General features: G+C 28.6%; 20 protein-coding genes. 17 read left to right on the top strand and 3 right to left on the bottom strand.

What is annotated here, in order from left to right:
- Positions 1-18 precede the first annotated feature (18 nt).
- Together BEN51_RS06910 and BEN51_RS06905 are read right to left on the bottom strand one after the other, a co-directional pair.
- The gene (locus tag BEN51_RS06910; RefSeq protein ID WP_119865346.1) at positions 19-636 is read right to left on the bottom strand and encodes a J domain-containing protein; all 618 of its coding nucleotides are present in this window, start codon (positions 634-636) and stop codon (positions 19-21) included.
- The gene (locus BEN51_RS06905) at positions 623-1,531 is read right to left on the bottom strand and encodes a DUF5685 family protein (protein WP_119865345.1); all 909 of its coding nucleotides are present in this window, start codon (positions 1,529-1,531) and stop codon (positions 623-625) included. The genes BEN51_RS06910 and BEN51_RS06905 overlap by 14 nt, the downstream gene beginning before the upstream one ends.
- Positions 1,532-1,727: 196 nt before the next feature.
- Here BEN51_RS06905 and BEN51_RS06900 point away from each other — a divergent pair, with 196 nt between their 5' ends.
- From BEN51_RS06900 to BEN51_RS06860, 9 genes are all read left to right on the top strand, one after another.
- On the top strand, positions 1,728-2,405 hold the full coding sequence (locus BEN51_RS06900) for a DUF554 domain-containing protein (protein ID WP_119865344.1): 678 nt from the start codon (positions 1,728-1,730) through the stop codon (positions 2,403-2,405).
- Between the two features lie 283 nt (positions 2,406-2,688).
- Complete coding sequence (locus BEN51_RS06895) at positions 2,689-3,780, top strand: BMP family lipoprotein (RefSeq protein WP_119865343.1); 1,092 nt, start codon at positions 2,689-2,691, stop codon at positions 3,778-3,780.
- Between the two features lie 146 nt (positions 3,781-3,926).
- Entirely contained in the window at positions 3,927-5,447 is a 1,521-nt protein-coding gene (locus BEN51_RS06890; protein ID WP_119865342.1) for an ABC transporter ATP-binding protein, read from the top strand.
- Positions 5,447-6,538 carry an ABC transporter permease gene (locus BEN51_RS06885; RefSeq protein WP_119865341.1) on the top strand — a complete coding sequence of 364 codons (1,092 nt, stop codon included), beginning with the start codon at positions 5,447-5,449 and terminating at the stop codon, positions 6,536-6,538. The genes BEN51_RS06890 and BEN51_RS06885 overlap by 1 nt, the downstream gene beginning before the upstream one ends.
- A complete protein-coding gene (locus BEN51_RS06880) occupies positions 6,538-7,485 on the top strand; it encodes an ABC transporter permease (protein WP_119865340.1) in 948 nt (315 codons plus the stop codon). The genes BEN51_RS06885 and BEN51_RS06880 overlap by 1 nt, the downstream gene beginning before the upstream one ends.
- 268 nt (positions 7,486-7,753) lie before the next feature.
- A complete protein-coding gene (infC, locus tag BEN51_RS06875) occupies positions 7,754-8,266 on the top strand; it encodes a translation initiation factor IF-3 (protein WP_119865339.1) in 513 nt (170 codons plus the stop codon).
- 21 nt (positions 8,267-8,287) lie between these two features.
- Positions 8,288-8,485, top strand: a complete 198-nt coding sequence (rpmI, locus tag BEN51_RS06870; protein ID WP_119864762.1) for a 50S ribosomal protein L35 — start codon at positions 8,288-8,290, stop codon at positions 8,483-8,485.
- Positions 8,486-8,512: 27 nt separating this feature from the next.
- Positions 8,513-8,872, top strand: a complete 360-nt coding sequence (gene rplT / locus BEN51_RS06865; RefSeq protein ID WP_119865338.1) for a 50S ribosomal protein L20 — start codon at positions 8,513-8,515, stop codon at positions 8,870-8,872.
- Positions 8,873-8,990: 118 nt separating this feature from the next.
- Positions 8,991-9,884, top strand: coding sequence for a patatin-like phospholipase family protein (locus BEN51_RS06860; RefSeq protein WP_119865337.1), 894 nt, complete (start codon positions 8,991-8,993; stop codon positions 9,882-9,884).
- Here BEN51_RS06860 and BEN51_RS06855 read toward each other — a convergent pair.
- The gene (locus BEN51_RS06855) at positions 9,874-10,413 is read right to left on the bottom strand and encodes a hypothetical protein (protein WP_119865336.1); all 540 of its coding nucleotides are present in this window, start codon (positions 10,411-10,413) and stop codon (positions 9,874-9,876) included. The genes BEN51_RS06860 and BEN51_RS06855 overlap by 11 nt on opposite strands.
- 268 nt (positions 10,414-10,681) lie before the next feature.
- Between BEN51_RS06855 and BEN51_RS06850 the strand changes: the two genes are divergently transcribed.
- The 8 genes from BEN51_RS06850 (at position 10,682) to hydG (ending at position 17,791) form a co-directional block, all read left to right on the top strand.
- The gene (locus BEN51_RS06850; protein WP_119865335.1) at positions 10,682-12,484 is read left to right on the top strand and encodes a helicase-related protein; all 1,803 of its coding nucleotides are present in this window, start codon (positions 10,682-10,684) and stop codon (positions 12,482-12,484) included.
- Positions 12,485-12,498: 14 nt separating this feature from the next.
- Complete coding sequence (locus tag BEN51_RS06845) at positions 12,499-12,915, top strand: DUF3785 family protein (protein ID WP_119865334.1); 417 nt, start codon at positions 12,499-12,501, stop codon at positions 12,913-12,915.
- Positions 12,916-12,967: 52 nt separating this feature from the next.
- Entirely contained in the window at positions 12,968-13,105 is a 138-nt protein-coding gene (locus tag BEN51_RS13800) for a clostri-philic family protein (RefSeq protein ID WP_164704091.1), read from the top strand.
- Positions 13,106-13,248: 143 nt separating this feature from the next.
- A complete protein-coding gene (locus BEN51_RS06840) occupies positions 13,249-14,013 on the top strand; it encodes a YdcF family protein (RefSeq protein ID WP_119865333.1) in 765 nt (254 codons plus the stop codon).
- 99 nt (positions 14,014-14,112) lie between these two features.
- A complete protein-coding gene (locus BEN51_RS06835) occupies positions 14,113-14,493 on the top strand; it encodes a hypothetical protein (protein WP_119865332.1) in 381 nt (126 codons plus the stop codon).
- 463 nt (positions 14,494-14,956) lie between these two features.
- Positions 14,957-15,202: a TM1266 family iron-only hydrogenase system putative regulator gene (locus BEN51_RS06830; RefSeq protein WP_119865331.1), complete on the top strand. Its 246-nt coding sequence runs from the start codon at positions 14,957-14,959 to the stop codon at positions 15,200-15,202.
- 41 nt (positions 15,203-15,243) lie between these two features.
- Positions 15,244-16,359 (top strand): [FeFe] hydrogenase H-cluster radical SAM maturase HydE, encoded by a 1,116-nt coding sequence (hydE, locus tag BEN51_RS06825; protein ID WP_119865330.1) that lies wholly within the window; start codon positions 15,244-15,246, stop codon positions 16,357-16,359.
- Positions 16,360-16,411: 52 nt separating this feature from the next.
- The gene (hydG, locus tag BEN51_RS06820; RefSeq protein WP_119865329.1) at positions 16,412-17,791 is read left to right on the top strand and encodes a [FeFe] hydrogenase H-cluster radical SAM maturase HydG; all 1,380 of its coding nucleotides are present in this window, start codon (positions 16,412-16,414) and stop codon (positions 17,789-17,791) included.
- Positions 17,792-17,799: the final 8 nt, after the last annotated feature.

Below are 17,799 nucleotides of genomic sequence, written 5' to 3'. Positions count from 1 at the left end.
TTTCCACCACCTTAATAATTAGCAGCAGCTTATTAGGTCTCCACCCATACATTCACATATAGAATCTAAGCACCAAAGATTTATACACATATCACAAGCATCAGAATTATTTATTCCTGTAGTTCTATAATAGTTATTTGAATAACTTCTAGTTCTTTGATATAAAGAATTTAAAGTCTGTCTATATTCAAAATTATTTGGTTCCATATTAACTGCTGTTTGAATGTAATTAAGACCTTGATCAAATCTACCCATGTTAGTCAATAAAACACCATATAAAAAATTCCATTCTGCATTCCTATTAGAGATACTATTTAATTTTGCTTCGGCTGCAGCATAATTGCCCATTTGCATATATCTTCTTATTTCATTGAAATCATAGTTGTTATTATTGCTGCTATAATTACTATAGTTATTAGAGTTATAATTATTATAACTATGAGAACTGTTTCCTGAATTTTTAGTTAATTGATCATAGGCAGCATTTATTTCTCTCATTTTTTCTTCAGCTAGATTTCTTAAAGGATTATCACCATATTGATCTGGATGATATTGTTTAATTAATTTTTTATAAGCGGCCTTTATTTCTTCTTGACTTGCTCCAGGTTTAAGACCTAATACTTCATATGGATTCATTATTTTTCCTCCCTTTATTTTCGCATGGTTTACTTGTCACCATAATATATTTATCCATCATTCCTAGTTCTAAGATATTTTTTAATATATCTATATTTCTCTTTAGTGGAAGTTTTAATAGCATTTCATTAGAATTATATGCACAATTTAAAATTGTAAATTCTAATCTATCTTTTATTGAAGTAAGTAAATCTTCATAAGATTTATTATCTTTATTGAATAAAAAGTTAATTGGATTGAATTTATTATTTTCTATATCATTTTTTAAATCGTCTACAGCATCTATAAGGTATATCCATTTACCAAGAGTGTATCCAAGGTTATAAAGATTATTCCTCAAAATCTCACTATCATCTATAAGAGGATAGGGATATTCCTTTAATATATTTCCAACAATATTACTAAAAGGATGTGAGATTTCATCTATATTAGAAAAATTTTTATTTTTTTCAAAGTTTGCTAATTCATTTAAATTTTTTTCTATTATGCTAGATATCTTTCTGAGTGATTTATTTATTTTTTTTTCATAGGGATTTAAAATTTTTTCTATTATTTTACTTTTTAATTTATTGTCATCTTGAACATCATCTTTAACTTTAAAGTAATAAAGAGAAAGATTCATTGCAGCTGCATAATCTATTGCATCATTATTTACGATTATAGGCTTCTTTTCCAAGGGATGTGGAAGACAGCGCTTTATTTCAATTGAAGCTTCTTTTTCTGATATTGAATCAAGTAATACTGCAAGAAAAGCCATATCATAATTTAATGTTAACCTAGGTAAATTACCTATATTTTTTTTAAAACTCATACATAATCCACAGTAATAACTTCTGAATTTTACATAATCTTTTATTTTTAGTTCACTTTTTAATGGAGTTACATATCCAAACAATAAAAACACTCCTTAATTTTGTTTAATCTAATTATACAAAATTTAATTTTTATTCACAATAAATAGAATGTTAATTTTATATATATTTAAGGTTATAGAAAACTAATTGATAAAGGAAATAATATTGTTGTAAAATAAAAAAATATAAATAATAGTAAATTTATTTGCAAATAATAAAAAAGTCGGGGGCGGTGAAATGTTTGGTACAATAATAAATTCCTTAGTTATTATTATAGGATCAATTATAGGGCTAATAATAAAGGGCAGAATAAGTGATAAAATAAGAGCAAATATAATGAATGGTTTAGGTTTGTGTACTCTATATATTGGTATATCAGGGGCATTAGAAGGTGAAAATACATTAATAATGATAATTTCCATTGCATTAGGAGCATTAATAGGAGAGTTAATTGATATTGATAGTAAACTTAATAATTTAGGAAAAACTATTGAAAAGAAAGTCAATAAAGGCAACAATAGTATTTCAATTTCAGAGGGCTTTGTAACTGCGACTTTATTATTTTGCGTTGGAGCTATGGCTATTGTTGGTGCATTAGAAAGTGGATTGAATAATGACAATAGCACTCTTTATGCAAAATCAATTTTAGATGGAGTTAGTTCAATTATTTTTTCTTCAAGTTTAGGGATTGGAGTTATGTTATCTTCAATAAGTGTTTTTATTTATCAGGGAATAATAGCTTTTGGAGCAACTTTATTGTCTAGAATATTAAGTGATGCTGCTATCAATAATATGACAGCTGTTGGAAGTTTACTTATTGTAGGTTTAGCTTTTAATATTCTTAACATAACTAAAATTAAAATCTCTAATTTACTGCCAGCTATGTTGATAGCAGTTACTTTAAGTTTGTTATAAAATTTATTTAAGTTGTATATTCTATATAAAGTAGAGTACACAACTTAAATAAATATTAAAAATATACATGAATTATCCGTTCTATTTGAGTTTCTATTGTTAGTTTGAAAAGGTTTAATAAAATTTAAAAAAGCAAGAATGGTGTAATTAAATGTCGAAGAAAGCTTATATTCACGAATTTTTTTATTGTATTTAAAATGTATATATTGTATAATCTCAATAGAAATTCGATATGGACGAATTTAACAAATTAATATACATATAGTCTAAGGAGGATTATTTTATGAAGAAAAGAGCAATAGCTTTAGCACTATCAGCACTAATGATTACTGGGCTAGTAGGATGTGGAAATACTTCTACTAAAGAAGGTTCAGAAAACGCAGATCTTAAAGTAGGAATGGTTACTGATGCAGGAACTATCGATGATAAATCTTTTAACCAAGGAACTTGGGAAGGTATTTTAAGAGCTGGAGAAGAATTTGGAGTTGAAACAAGTTACTTAAAACCAGCAGGTACTACTGAAGCAGACTATTCAAAAGAAATCACAAATCTTTATGATACAGGATATAAGTTTATAGTTACTCCTGGATTTAAGTTTGAAACTGCTATATATAATGCTCAAAAGAAATATGAAGATGCTAAGTTTGTAATTATTGATGGAGCTCCTCATAGCGGAGATAATAATTATGATTTATCAGACAACACAATTGCTATCTTCTTTGCTGAAGAACAAGCTGGTTTCTTAGCAGGAGTTGCAGCAGCAGCAGAATTAAAAGAGGGAGACTTAGGATTTATAGGTGGTATGGAAATACCAGCAGTTCAAAAGTTCAACTGGGGCTTCCAACAAGGGGTAGCTTATGCTAATGAAAATTTAGGAACAAAGATGACTATTAAAGCTGAAAATGTAGTATATCAAGGATCATTTGATAACTCAGCAGCAGGACAACAACTAGCAGCAACTATGTATGACAATGGAGTAAAAGCTATATTTGCAGCAGCAGGTGGAGTTGGTGTTGGAGCTATAAATGAAGCTAAACAAAGAGTTCAAAAGGGTCAAGAAGTTTGGATGATTGGTGTTGACGTTGACCAATATGCAGATGGTATTTATGATGAAGCTGCAAAAAAATCAGTAATATTAACTTCTGCCATGAAGAAGATTGATATTGCTACTTTTGATATGATTAAAGATGAATTAAATGAAGAATTCAAAGGTGGTCAAATATTAAGATTTGATGCATCAAATGATGGTGTTGGTCTTCCAGAAGAAAATCCAAACTTATCAGAAGATACAGTTTCAAAGGTTAAAGAAGTATTTGAAAAGATTAAGAGTGGAGATATTAAAGTAAGTGCTGAACAAGGTAATTTAATAAAGTAGATAGTTAAAGATAATTAAATTTATGTGAAAAAGGCGGATAATCCGTCTTTTTCTTCTATTATTGGAGAATTTCATTTATTTAACAACCCAAACAAAAAAAGGCATAGTTAATGCTTTTAAAGTAGTAAAATGAGGGAGGATATTTAATGAGTTATGTAGTAGAAATGCTAAATATACGAAAAGAGTTTCCAGGAATTGTAGCAAATGATAATATTACTTTACAACTTAAAAAGGGAGAAATTCACGCTCTTTTAGGAGAAAATGGTGCAGGTAAATCTACATTAATGGGAATGCTGTTTGGAATGTATTTGCCAGACAAGGGAACTATAAAGGTAAAAGGAAAAGAAGTTAAAATTTCTAATCCTAATATTGCCAATGATTTAGGAATAGGTATGGTTCATCAACATTTTAAATTAGTTGAAAATTTTACAGTAACAGAAAATATTATCTTAGGTAGTGAACCTAAGAAGTTTTTAACTGTTGATATAAAGAAAGCTGCTAACAGAATAGCTGAATTATCAAAAACTTATGGATTAAACGTTGATCCATATGCAAAAATTGAAGACATTTCAGTTGGTATGCAGCAACGTGTTGAAATTTTAAAAATGCTATATAGAAATGCTGAGGTATTAATATTTGACGAGCCTACAGCCGTTTTAACTCCACAAGAAATACAAGATCTAATTCAAATTATGAAAAGCCTTATAAAAGAAGGCAAATCTATTATTTTAATTACTCATAAATTAAAGGAAATAAAAGCTGCTGCTGATAGATGTACAGTAATAAGAAGAGGTAAATATATTGGAACAGTAGATGTTAAGTCAACTACTGAAGCAGAAATGGCAAAAATGATGGTTGGAAGGCAAGTATCTTTCAAAGTAGAAAAGCAAGAAGCAAAGCCAAAGGAAGAAGTACTTAAGGTTGAAAACTTATCAGTTAAAAATAATAAAAAAGTTCTTGGCTTAAAAAACTTTTCGTTATCAGTTAGAAAAGGTGAGATAGTTGGTATAGCTGGAGTTGAAGGAAATGGTCAAACTGAACTAGTAGAAGCTATAACAGGTATGAGGCCAGTTGAAGAAGGAAAAATAGTTTTTAATGGAAAGGATATAACAAATTCTTCGATTAGAGAAAGAATAGATTTAGGAATTGCTCATATACCAGAAGATAGACATAAGAGAGGATTAATTTTAGATTATACAATAGAAGATAATATGGTTCTTAAAGCATATAAAAATAAGCCTTTTTCAAAAAATGGACTTATAAATAGAGAAAAAATAACAATGCATGCAAATGATATAATAGAAAATTTTGATGTTAGATCAGGTGAAGGCGGAAAATCTATAGCAAGATCCTTATCAGGAGGTAACCAACAAAAGGCTATTATTGGACGTGAAGTTGTTTCAGATCCAGACCTTTTAATAGCAGTACAGCCAACAAGAGGATTAGATGTAGGATCAATAGAGTATATACATAAAAGACTTGTTGAACAAAGAGATAATGGAAAAGCAGTTCTTTTAGTATCCTTAGAATTAGACGAAATTTTAAATGTTTCTGATAGAATTGCAGTAGTTAATAATGGAGAGTTAATAGGAATAATTGATGCTAAAGAAGCAGATGAAAATAAAGTTGGTCTGATGATGGCAGGTATAAAGAGAGGTGAAAATTAATGGGTAGAAATCAATTTTTAAAATCAATTTTAGCCATAATACTTGGAATGATAGCAGGAGCAATATTAATGGCCATTATGTCCTTTAATCCATTTGAAGGATATTTATACCTGTTTAAAGGTGGACTTATGAATATGGAGAGAATAGGTAACACAATTGCTACAGCTACTCCATTAGTGTTAACAGGACTTTCAGTAGCCTTTGCATTTAAAACTGGTTTGTTTAACATTGGTACACCTGGACAAATGCTGGCAGGAGGTTTTACAGCAATAGCTGTCGGATTAACTTTTGATTTACCAAAAATTATTCTTGTACCTATGATAGTTATACTTGGTACTTTAGCTGGAGCATTATGGGGAGCGGTTCCAGGCCTGTTAAAAGCAAGGTTTAACGTAAACGAAGTTGTTTCTGCCATTATGATGAACTGGATTGCTTACTGGTCAGTATATTATCTAATTCCGTCTTACTTTAAGGGAGATTTCTTAGAAACAGAATCTAAGATGCTTCCAGAAGCTGCAACTTTAAGAGTTTCGTGGCTTACAAACCTATTTGATAATTCCTTCATTAATTTAGGAATTTTCTTAGCTTTAATTGCAGTTGCAGCTGTATGGTTTATCTTAAATAAAACAGTGCTTGGATATGAGCTTAAAGCTGTTGGATTTAACAGATTTGGAGCAGAATATGCAGGTATGCCGGTTAACAGAAATATAATGATATCTATGGCAATAGCTGGTGCATTATCTGGTTTAGCTGGAGTTATTCAATATACAGGAAATTCAAATATAATGCAGATTGGTGTTATGCCAAGTCAAGGCTTTGATGGTATTGCAGTTGCATTATTAGGAGCAAGCAGCCCTATTGGGGTATTCTTCTCAGGATTATTCTTTGGTCTTCTTTATGTAGGCAGGGGATTTATGAATGCAGCAGTAAAGGTACCGCCAGAACTTGCTGATACAATAATGGCAACTATAATATACTTTGCAGCAACAAGTATGATAATGGATAAATTAATAAATAAAGTTTTTAAAAAGAAAAATGAAAATAAAAAGAAAAATGGAACTCAAACTCCTGGAAGGATGGTGGAAAAATAATGTGGACAATAATAGAGAAAATTTTTCCATATGCGATAGCCTATACAGTTCCAATGCTATTAACAGCTCTTGGAGCTCTTTATAGTGAAAGAAGTGGAATTATTAATATAGGACTAGATGGATTAATGATAATTGGATCATTTGCAGGAGCTATTACAGCTTCAAAATTACAGGCTAATGGTGTACCTGGAGCCCTTTGGATAGGATTATTGGCAGCATTCTTAGCTGGCGTTCTCTTCTCAATATTACATGCTTTTGCAAGTATAAACTTAAATGCAGATCAAACAATAAGTGGTACTGCTATTAATATGATGGCTGGTGCATTAACAGTATTCTTAGCCAGAAACATTACTGGAAGTGGTAATATTAGAGTTACAAATGGATTTCTTCCTACAGATGTTCCTGTATTATCTAAGCTTCCAATTATCGGACCACTATTTTTTGAAAGAGCATATCCAACAACATGGCTTGCAATAATAATTTTAGCTCTTAGCGTATTTTTATTATATAAAACTGCTTTTGGATTAAGATTAAGAGCTTGTGGTGAACACCCTGAAGCTGTAGCGGCAGCAGGTGTAAATGTATATAAAATGAGATATTTTGGAGTTCTTGCTTCTGGAGGCTTAGCAGCTTTAGGAGGAGCAACTATGCTATTAACATATTCAGGAGAGTTTAATGGTAATGTAGCAGGTCTTGGTTTCTTATCATTGGCTGCCTTAATATTTGGTCAATGGAGACCGTTAGGTATTTTAGGAGCAACTTTCTTCTTTGGATTTGCTTCAACAATAGCCAATGTATCACAAGCTATACCAGCTTTATCAGAAATACCAGGTATATTATTAAAAACTTTCCCATACATTGTTACTTTAATAGCTTTAGTATTTTTCTCTAAATCTTCTCGTGCGCCAAAAGCTGAAGGCCAACCTTTTGATCCGGGAAAAAGATAATAATAAAAAAATGAATAATATTTTTTAAAATGATAATAATAAAATTATAAATTCAAAAAAATAAAAAGATTGACAGAAAATTAATAAAATGTTAAGATAATTATCAGGAAAGAAGAAACAGCCGTTTCTCACCTTACGGCAAAGCTTAGTAGGGTAATTGTTATTGTATTAATTACTAGTTAATAACTAGTTTTTTATAAGCAAAGAGGGCGGCAAATACGCCCTTTTTTGTTATGTTTTTATTTAAAATTTTTGGAGGTGACTTAATATAAGTAAAAATTTTACTTGTAACGAAGCTATTAAAGTAAAGGAAGTTAGGTTAATTGATTCAGAAGGTAATCAAATAGGCATAATTCCTACAAGAGAAGCACAAAATATGGCAGATGAGGCAGAACTAGATTTAGTTATGATCTCACCAAATGCTAACCCACCAGTTTGTAAGATTATGGACTTGGGTAAATATATCTATGAGCAAACTAAAAAAGAAAAAGAAGCAAAGAAAAAGCAAAAAGTAGTTGATGTTAAAGAAATAAGATTTGGACTTTCTATTGAAGAAAATGATATTGCTATAAAAGCAAAAAAAGCTAGAAAGTTCCTACAAGATGGGGATAAAGTAAAGGTAACTGTAAGATTTAAAGGTAGAGAAGTTCAATTAAGTCATATGGCAAATAAAATACTTGATAACTTTGTGAGTAAATTAGAAGATGTTTGTGTAATTGAAAAACCAGCAAAGCATGAAGGTAAAAATATGATAATGGTACTTGCCCCTAAAAAAGCATAACTAGAGAGGAGATTTATTATTATGCCAAAAATGAAAACTCATAAAGGAGCAGCAAAAAGATTTAAAAAGACTGGTACTGGAAAATTAAAAAGAGCTAAGGCTTTTAAAAGTCATATATTAACTAAGAAAAGTGCTAAGAGAAAGAGAAACTTAAGAAAAACTGCTTATGTTTCAACTACTCAAGAAAAAGCAATGAAGAAATTATTACCATACCTTTAATATGAAAGGTTTTTAGGAGGATTAAACATGGCTAGAGTTAAGAGAGCAGTAAACGCTCGTAAGAATCATAAAAAAGTATTAAAGCTTGCTAAAGGATATTATGGTGGTAAAAGCAGATTATTTAAAACTGCAAATGAAACTGTAATTAGAGCTTTAAGAAATGCATATGTTGGAAGAAGATTAAAGAAGAGAGATTTTAGAAGATTATGGATAGCTAGAATTAATGCCGCTTCAAGAATGAATGGGCTTTCATATTCAAAATTTATTAATGGAATAAAGTTAGCTGGAATAGATATGAACAGAAAAATGTTATCAGAAATAGCTATAAATGATCCAAAAGCATTTGCTGATTTAGTAGAATTAGCAAAGAAATCACTTAATGCTTAATTAGATTTGCTAAAGGCTGTTACAAACTTAGATTTGTAGCGGCTTTTTTTTATTAACCAATTTACTTATGAATTAATAAAATAATAGTTAGAAGAAGTATGTTAATTAAGAGGGGCTTATGAAAATAGGTTTAGTATTAGCTGGCGGTGGAGGAAAAGGTGCTTATGAACTTGGAGTATGGAAGGCATTAGTATATTTGGGGTTAGATAAATATATTAATTATTTTTCAGGGACTTCAATTGGAGCCTTCAATGCTGCTTTATTTGCTCAGGGGGATACAGAAATAGCTGAGTATATATGGAATAATATAACTATTGATACAATTGTACCCTATAGTAAGTTTGAATTATTTACAAGGGGAGTAGGCTTATTTATAGGTGGAAAGAATTTAGCAATATCAAAGAAATATATTACTCAAAAAATGAATGAAAAGAGTGCCTCTAATGATGCTGTAAAGGAAATAGCCAATAATTATATAGATGTAGATAAAATAAGAAAGAACAAAAGAATTTGTTATGCAGCTTGTACTGAATTGCCTGATTTTAAAATAAGATATTTTAAAGTTAATGAATATAGCAGTACTATGGCAAAAGAAATTATTTTAGCTTCTGCTTCCCTTCCATTAATTTTTGATCCAACAGAAATAAATGGTTTTAAATATGTTGATGGAGCAATCTGCGATAATGTGCCTATTCAACCTATTTATGGAGAAGGCTGCGATATTATTATAGTAGTAACCTTGTCAAAAGAAGAAAAAATAGACAAATCCCTATATCCAAATACAAAAATAATAGAAATATGCCCTAAAAATTTAAATGATGGAGTTATTAATGGTACCTTAAATTTAGATGAAGAAAAAAAGAAGAGTAGAATAAAAGAAGGATATGAAGATACCATATCCTTATTAGAGCCAATAATGGAAATAGCAAAATATAAAATAATTTCCGAGGAAAAAGAGAAAAATCCTAAATTATATAAGATATATAGCTTGGCTAAAAATATTATGAAGTAAGGGTACAGCTATTAGTAAATCCTTCGTACACTAATTCCTTAGGTTGAATTTTAAGTAAATCGCTAGGTTTAATCAATGCAGGATCTTTATCGCAATTATAGATTCTACTTTTTATTAACAGGTGAGATACAAATTCAGAGCAAAAATAATAGTTGTCCCTTTTTATTGGTTTATTAATGTAAAAACCTAGTAATCCAAGTAAATTGTATTTATATTTTTTCTTATTAAGCAGGAACTTGTCCAATTCTTTTTTTAGAAATTTATATTGCTCTTCATTAATATTTATTTTATATATAATACATTTGCTTTTAGTAAATTTCCTGTATAGTCCAGATCTCAGGTTTTCCTCTACCAGTCCCCCTGGGATAGGAAAATATTCAAATAATCTTCCAAAGGAGTACATCTTACTAAAGCTATTATCTAAACTTATAGAAACATGAACATAATTATCTTTTGTGCAAAGACGGAGTAATTTTGAGATAATTGTACCAGTATTAGAGAAAACTAAATAAATATAATTATTTTTCATATCTAAACCACCCCTAAAAATAGAATAATAGGATATAATAGGTTTAAGTGCTTCAATATCCTAAATAATCCCTTATAAGTAAATAAAAAATAATACTTTAAGGAAAACTAACTTTGACTTACTATTTATTAGTTAGAATAATAATAAGTAACCTTGATAAAGGTATTATATAATATTAGATAGTAGTTTGAAATAGGAAATTATATAAAAGTGAATAAATTATTAACATTTATTTTGAAATTAATTTTGCCACAGATGAGGTGATAATATGAAGAAAAATGCAAGTCAAAGAGAATTTAAAAAATTGAAATCTCAAATAAGTCATATAGAAGAAATAGCACATAATTCAAAGGTTGGTGCATTAATTGAACAGGAGTCCTCTTTAAGAAAAAAGATAATTCAGTTAAGACAGATGGAAAAGGAAGGATTTAAGGGATATAAGGAATTATTAGAAAGATATGAAGAATTACTAGAATATATATCGAAAAGATTATTGGAAGACTATAATAGAAAAAATAATACAGATTTTGATTTCTATCAGGTTATAAGAAATAACTACAATAGTTTTATAAATTCAGGTTTTATGTCTGTATTAACAAAGCAGCATATACCAAAGATCATTGCTGAAGAATTTGAAGAAAATTTTCCTGATAATCCTAAGGATGAGTATAAACTAGCAAGAAATATGAAGAGAAAGATATATCTTCATTTAGGGGAAACCAACACTGGTAAAACATATACTGCTATGGAAAGATTAAAGGAAGCTAAAAATGGTATATATCTATCACCTTTAAGAATTTTAGCATTAGAAAACTATGAAAAGTTAAATGATATAGGAGTAATCTGCAATTTACAAACTGGTGAAGAAGAAATAATAAAGGAAGGGGCTACCCATACAACTTGCACCATAGAAAAAGTAGATTTAAAAAAGCAATATGATATAGCAATAATAGATGAAATTCAAATGATTAGTGATAGTCAAAGAGGTTTTGCTTGGACTAGAGCCTTATTAGGGCTAAGATGTAAAGAAATTCATATATGTGGGGCATTAAATGCAAAAGAAATCGTAGAAAAGATAATTAAAGATTGTAATGATGAATATGAATTAAAAGAATATTATAGAAATATACCTTTAGAAGTTCAAGAAAATAATTTTGATCCAAAGCAAATAAATGAAGGTGATGCAATTGTAGTATTCTCTAAAAAGAAGGTTCTACAAATAGCAAAAAATTATTCAGAAGGCGGAGTTAAGGTAAGTATAATATATGGAGATTTGCCTCCTGAAGTAAGAAGAAAACAATATGATATGTTTATTAATAAGGAAACTAAGCTGCTAGTGACAACAGATGCTATAGGAATGGGTGTAAACTTACCTATTAGAAGAATAATATTTTTTGATACAAGAAAGTTTGATGGTGAAGAAATAAGGCCTCTAACTTCCCAGGAAGTAAAGCAAATATCAGGGAGAGCTGGAAGAATAGGAATATATGATGTAGGATATGTAGCAACAGTTGCAGACAGGCAAAAATTTATAAAGGAAAGATTAGAAGAAGAGGATGAAGTTATTACTGAAGCAGTTTTAGGTCCATCTGAGGCAATATTAAACATAAAAAGTCTTCCGTTGAATGAAAAATTGGCTTTATGGGCAACTAGAGAAGAAAAGATAAATTTTTATAGAAAAATGGATATAAATGAATATTTGCTTGTGTTGGAGAATATAAAAAGATTTAAATTAAAAGAAATAGACCAGTGGGAACTATTAAAAATTCCTTTTGATGCTTCTAATGAATATTTAATGAACACATTTTTAGACTATGTTGAAGAAGTTTTTATTAAGAAAAATAAAAGCTTAACTAAACCTCAGTGTTACACCGGAAATTTGGAAGAGTTAGAATTACAATATCAGAAAGTAAATATGTATTATTCTTTTAGTAAACTATTTAATTTAGAATTTGATATGGAATGGATAACTAATGAAAGAACTAGAGTAAGTAATGAAATAAATGAAATACTTGTTAACATTAATAAGATTATATTAAAACAAGAGGAAAATGGAGAAAATGACTATTAAAATTGGAGGAAATTATGGATTATAAATTTATTTTTGAAGGAAAAGAATATATTTTAGGAGAAGAGAATTTAGAATACTTTGCAAATGATGAAAATAAACCATTAGAAGGAATAGATTATAAAAAAGTATTAGAAATATTAAATAAAAGTGATGAGGTAGATTTTCAAAAGGCTTATTATGAAAATTGCTGTAGTAAATGTAGATGGGGCAAGGAAGAAAAAAAGAAAGTCTTTGATTTTTTAGAGTTTTACTTTTATGTATATGGAAAAAATAATAAATATATAACAAGCAGTATTGATGGTGAATACGATAAAAAATCTTTTACAAGATTAAATAGAGAAGGCATTGTAGATAAAAGTTATTTACTTACTATAATAGTTTGCAGGAAATGCGGAACATATTCAATTGAAATAGAAGAGTTTGAAGTTTAATGTATTAAATTTTATTTGGTGTATAAAATACTTTTGAAAGGAAGTGTTTTATATGAAAGCAGATTCTAGAACAAATAATGCTTTACAAAAAGGTAAAAGAAGACAAAAATTACATGAAAACCAAAATAATATAGGTGATAAAGAAAATCCACCTAAGTATACAGATTTTGAAGGAAATCCAATAAAATAACTTTAGATACAAGGTGGCTAAAATTAAATTTCTGAAATTTTAGCCATCTTGTATTTGTAAATAATCTTTAGTATTTATGAAGTATAATAAAAATTTTTAAATTATTGAGATTTAAAACAAGGAGTATTTGAGGGGGAAAGCTATTGTTAAAATATATAGATATATTTGTAGGTATATTAATTCTTATTTACACTATTATTATAAATATAATATATGGGAAAATAAGTTTTAGTGAAATCTTTTATTGCATAGGAATTTTATTAATTATTTTTCATTTTATTAAAATAATATTATATAAAAATAAAATTTTAAAAAAATTGTATAATATAATAAAATGTATAATTGTTTTAGTCTTAACGGCATTTATTATCATTGAATCTATTATAATAATATTTCCTAAAAAAGATACATCTTATTCAGATTATGTAATAGTATTAGGAGCAGGCCTAAAGGGAGAGTGGATAACATTAACTTTAAGAAATAGATTAGATAAGACTGTGGAATATGTTAAAAAACAAGAAAAAGAATGTAAAATTATTGTTTCAGGGGGGCAGGGAAAAGGAGAAGATATTTCAGAAGCTGAGGCAATGAAAAAATATTTAATTGAAAAGGGAGTAGATAAAGATTTAATAATAATGGAAGATAAATCTACTAACACTAAGGAAAACTTAACTTTTTCTAAAGACATAATTGAAAAAATAGAAGGAAAATATATAAAAAATAACAAAGTAACGGTTATAACAACAGATTTTCACGCTTTTAGAAGTAATATGCTTGCAAAGCATTTAGAATATAAAAACATAAGTTTTTACACTAGTAAAACAGAAAGTTTATTAGTACCTATACAATATTTTAGGGAAGCCTTAGCAGTTATAAAATCATTTATAATTGATATAAAATTATCTTAAATGCAAAAAATATCCAAAGGAAATTGAATAATTTTATTGAATATATAACTTTATTGGATTACATTGTTTTAATATTTACAATAATAGATGGAGGAACAAATGGCTAAAATTACAGAAAGTTCAATAATAATTAAGGATTACTTTAACAACATATTTATTATCAGGAAAAAAACTAAAAGGAATGAACCTAAACTTTGGTATCTTGTGGGTAGAAGCTTAAGAGGAAAAGAAAGTGGCGAAAAATGTATTAACAGAGCAGTAAAGGAAGATTTAAAAACAATAATCTTCAATTTAGAAACTGTTGGGGAAGTAAAAATTTCAGAGGAAGAAACTTGCTTGCTATATAAAGGAGAAATTCAAGAACGACCATCTCTTGGAAAAGATATTGTAGAAAGCAGATGGATAAGCGAGAGAGAAATAGATAATTTTGATTTTGCACCTAATGAAAAAGAAAAAATATTACTTTTTTACAATAAATAAAGTCATATTAATATGACTTTATTTTTATGCTATGTTTTAAAATAATGTTGATATTAAGTATAATAAAAGTTAAATAATTATCAATACACAAATAAATTATAGCCTTTTTTTAAAATCTAATTGATAGCATAAAAGTGAATATTTATGATATAATAGAAAAGAATGGTATATTCATTTAAATTTAGAGAAATCTTATTTATATGTTTATATCCTTTAGTAAAAATTTAATAAATTAATGATCTAACAAAAAAGAGTATTCTGATTTGAAAGATAAGAGATAATAAGTATATTAATAGCAAAGATTATATTTATGAAACTAATCTTTTAAGATTAGTTTAACAACTATGCCAAAATATTTTTAAATATAGCTTTTGTTATTAGTATATAGAGTCTATTTTCTTTTAAATTAGTTAAAGGAAATAGGCTTTTTTTATTTACTTTTATATTAGAGGGAGAAATTAGTATGAAGATTGCAGTTATCAGTGCTATTTTAGAAGAACCAACAAAATGTAATGCAAAATTTAACGAAGTTATAGGATCCTTTAGGGGAAAAATTAAAGGACGAATGGGTATACCACTTGAAGAAGAAATATCTGTTGTTTCAATTGTGGTGGTTGGAGAATTAAATGAAATAAATAGTTTAACAGGTAAACTTGGAAATATAGAGGGAGTAACTGTAAAAACAGCTATTGCTAAAAAGGAGGTATAAGATATTAATCTAAACAAATTTAGTTATTTAGGGGGATAAAAATGATAGTTAAAGAGATTATCGATAAGCTTTACTTAGAAAATAATGGGACTAAGGAAGAGCTGAATTTTTTGCTGGATAATTTAACGGATGAAGATAAAAAATATTTGATTCAAAAGGCTCACGAAACAAGGATGAAAACCTATGGGGATAAAGTTTATCTTAGAGGTCTTATAGAATTTACTAACTATTGTAAAAGAAATTGTGTTTACTGTGGTATAAGAAGATCTAATAAGAATGCTGATAGATATAGATTAACCTTGGAAGATATTGAGGAATGTATTGATATTGGTGATAGGTTAGGCTATAAGACTTATGTTCTTCAAGGTGGAGAAGATGATTACTATACAGATGAAAGAATGATAGAAATAATTAAGATGATAAAAAGAAAATATCCCAATAATGCAATCACCTTATCCTTAGGAGAAAGAAGTTATGAATCTTATAAAAAAATGTTTGAGGCTGGCGCAGATAGATATTTATTGAGACATGAGACAGCAACGAAGGAATTATATGAAAAACTTCATCCTGGTGCAAGCTTTGAAAATAGACAACAATGCTTACAAAATCTTAAGGAGATTGGATATCAAGTAGGAGCAGGATTTATGGTTGGACTTCCTGGTCAAACTAATAAAGATTTGGTAAATGATTTAATTTTTGTAAAAGAATTAGAACCAGCGATGGTTGGCTTAGGGCCTTTTATACCTCATAAAGATACGCCTTTAAAGGATGAAAAAGGTGGTTCTTTAGAAATGACGACAACAATGTTAGCTTTAGTTAGATTACTTTTACCAGATGTACTTCTGCCAGCAACTACTGCTCTTGGAAGTATAGATCCAACTGGAAGGGAAAAAGGCATAAAGGCTGGAGGAAATGTAGTAATGCCTAATCTTTCTCCAACATCAGTTAGAGATAAATATTCCTTATATGATGGGAAAATATGTACTGGTGATGAAGCTGCTGAATGTAGGAATTGTATAGAAGGAAGAATAAATAGAGCAGGCTTTAAAGTAGAAATTACAAGGGGAGACAATATTGCTTGGAGAGGTAAAAATAAGGATATATTTGCTAAAGATGTTGATAAGAAAATAAGAACAGAAAATATTTTTCTAAGATAAAAAATTAATCTTAGATTATCATATATAAAAAATTATTAATAGAGGTGTTTTTATGTTTATTGATCATGAATATATTGAAAGAATTTTAGAAGAAGCTAAGAATGCAAGCAGAAAGGATATTCTTAATGTATTAGAAAGAGCTAAGAAAAGAGAAGGTTTATCTTATGAAGATATAGCTATTTTACTACAAGCAGAAGAAAAGGAAGATTTAGATGAAATTTTTAAATTGGCAGGAGAAATAAAAGAATCAATATATGGCAAAAGAATTGTAATTTTTGCTCCTTTATATGTAAGTGACTACTGTGTAAATAATTGTGCTTACTGTGGTTATAAAAGAAATAATAAGTTCCCAAGAAGAAAATTAACAATGGAAGAAGTAGCTGAAGAAGTAAGAATTCTTGAAAGGATGGGACATAAGAGACTTGCTTTAGAACTAGGAGAAGACCCAGAAAATGCGCCAATTGAATATGTTCTAGAATGTTTAGATAAAATCTATAAAACCCAAAGTGATAATGGGGAAATAAGAAGAGTAAATGTAAATATTGCTGCTACTACAGAAGAAGAATATAAAATGTTAAAGGAAGCTAAAATAGGAACTTATATACTATTCCAAGAAACATATCACAAACCAACTTATGAAAAAATGCATCCACATTCAATAAAAGGTGATTATAACTACCATTTAACTGCCTTTGATAGAGCAATGAAGGCTGGAATAGATGATGTTGGTGGAGGGGTATTATTTGGCCTGGCTGATCCTAAATTCGAAGTTCTAGGACTTATGATGCATAATAAACACTTAGAAGACAGATTTGGAGTAGGTTTCCATACTATTTCTATGCCAAGACTTAAAAAGGCTGAAGGAATGACTTTAAAGCAATTCCCTTATTTAGTTGATGATGAAATGTTTAAAAAATTAGTTGCTATAATCAGAATTGCAGTACCATTTACAGGAATTATAATGTCAACAAGAGAAACAGCAGAAATGAGAAGGGAATTATTAAAATATGGGGTATCCCAAATTAGTGCAGGATCAAGTACTGGTGTTGGTGGTTATAAAGAAAGAGAAGAACATGGGGCAGATATAGCTCAATTTGAATTATCAGATGAAAGAACCCCAAAAGAAGTTATTAAATCTGTATTAGATGACGGATATATACCTAGCTATTGCACAGCTTGCTATAGAAGAGGAAGAACTGGGGAAAAATTTATGAAGCTTGCAAAGTCTGGTGAAATTCAGAATATGTGCGAACCTAATGCCATGACTACCTTATTAGAATTTGCTATAGATTATGGTGACAAGGAAATATTAGAAAAGGCAGAAAAAGTTATAAATACAGAAATGGAAAAAATTAAGAGAGAAGATATTAAAAAAGCCCTTAAGCAGAATTTAGAAAAGTTAAAATCAGGAGAAAGAGATTTATATTTATAAAAAGGGAG

It is taken from the genome of Clostridium isatidis (assembly GCF_002285495.1).
Classification (GTDB): Bacteria; Bacillota; Clostridia; order Clostridiales; family Clostridiaceae; genus Clostridium; species Clostridium isatidis.
Note: the sequence above shows the minus strand (reverse complement) of the source record. Positions and strands in the feature narration are given on the sequence as shown.

What these genes read in the sequence shown, in the direction of transcription:
- BEN51_RS06885 (WP_119865341.1), top strand. Translation starts at nt 5,447, where the DNA reads ATGGGTAGAAATCAATTTTTAAAATCAATTTTAGCCATAATACTTGGA.
- BEN51_RS06880 (WP_119865340.1), top strand. Translation starts at nt 6,538, where the DNA reads ATGTGGACAATAATAGAGAAAATTTTTCCATATGCGATAGCCTATACA.
- BEN51_RS06895 (WP_119865343.1), top strand. Translation starts at nt 2,689, where the DNA reads ATGAAGAAAAGAGCAATAGCTTTAGCACTATCAGCACTAATGATTACT.
- BEN51_RS06845 (WP_119865334.1), top strand. Translation starts at nt 12,499, where the DNA reads ATGGATTATAAATTTATTTTTGAAGGAAAAGAATATATTTTAGGAGAA.
- BEN51_RS06835 (WP_119865332.1), top strand. Translation starts at nt 14,113, where the DNA reads ATGGCTAAAATTACAGAAAGTTCAATAATAATTAAGGATTACTTTAAC.
- BEN51_RS06890 (WP_119865342.1), top strand. Translation starts at nt 3,927, where the DNA reads ATGAGTTATGTAGTAGAAATGCTAAATATACGAAAAGAGTTTCCAGGA.
- rpmI (WP_119864762.1), top strand. Translation starts at nt 8,288, where the DNA reads ATGCCAAAAATGAAAACTCATAAAGGAGCAGCAAAAAGATTTAAAAAG.
- BEN51_RS06910 (WP_119865346.1), bottom strand. Translation starts at nt 636, where the DNA reads ATGAATCCATATGAAGTATTAGGTCTTAAACCTGGAGCAAGTCAAGAA.
- hydG (WP_119865329.1), top strand. Translation starts at nt 16,412, where the DNA reads ATGTTTATTGATCATGAATATATTGAAAGAATTTTAGAAGAAGCTAAG.
- BEN51_RS06855 (WP_119865336.1), bottom strand. Translation starts at nt 10,413, where the DNA reads ATGAAAAATAATTATATTTATTTAGTTTTCTCTAATACTGGTACAATT.
- BEN51_RS06860 (WP_119865337.1), top strand. Translation starts at nt 8,991, where the DNA reads ATGAAAATAGGTTTAGTATTAGCTGGCGGTGGAGGAAAAGGTGCTTAT.
- BEN51_RS13800 (WP_164704091.1), top strand. Translation starts at nt 12,968, where the DNA reads ATGAAAGCAGATTCTAGAACAAATAATGCTTTACAAAAAGGTAAAAGA.
- BEN51_RS06850 (WP_119865335.1), top strand. Translation starts at nt 10,682, where the DNA reads ATGAAGAAAAATGCAAGTCAAAGAGAATTTAAAAAATTGAAATCTCAA.
- BEN51_RS06900 (WP_119865344.1), top strand. Translation starts at nt 1,728, where the DNA reads ATGTTTGGTACAATAATAAATTCCTTAGTTATTATTATAGGATCAATT.
- hydE (WP_119865330.1), top strand. Translation starts at nt 15,244, where the DNA reads ATGATAGTTAAAGAGATTATCGATAAGCTTTACTTAGAAAATAATGGG.
- BEN51_RS06830 (WP_119865331.1), top strand. Translation starts at nt 14,957, where the DNA reads ATGAAGATTGCAGTTATCAGTGCTATTTTAGAAGAACCAACAAAATGT.
- rplT (WP_119865338.1), top strand. Translation starts at nt 8,513, where the DNA reads ATGGCTAGAGTTAAGAGAGCAGTAAACGCTCGTAAGAATCATAAAAAA.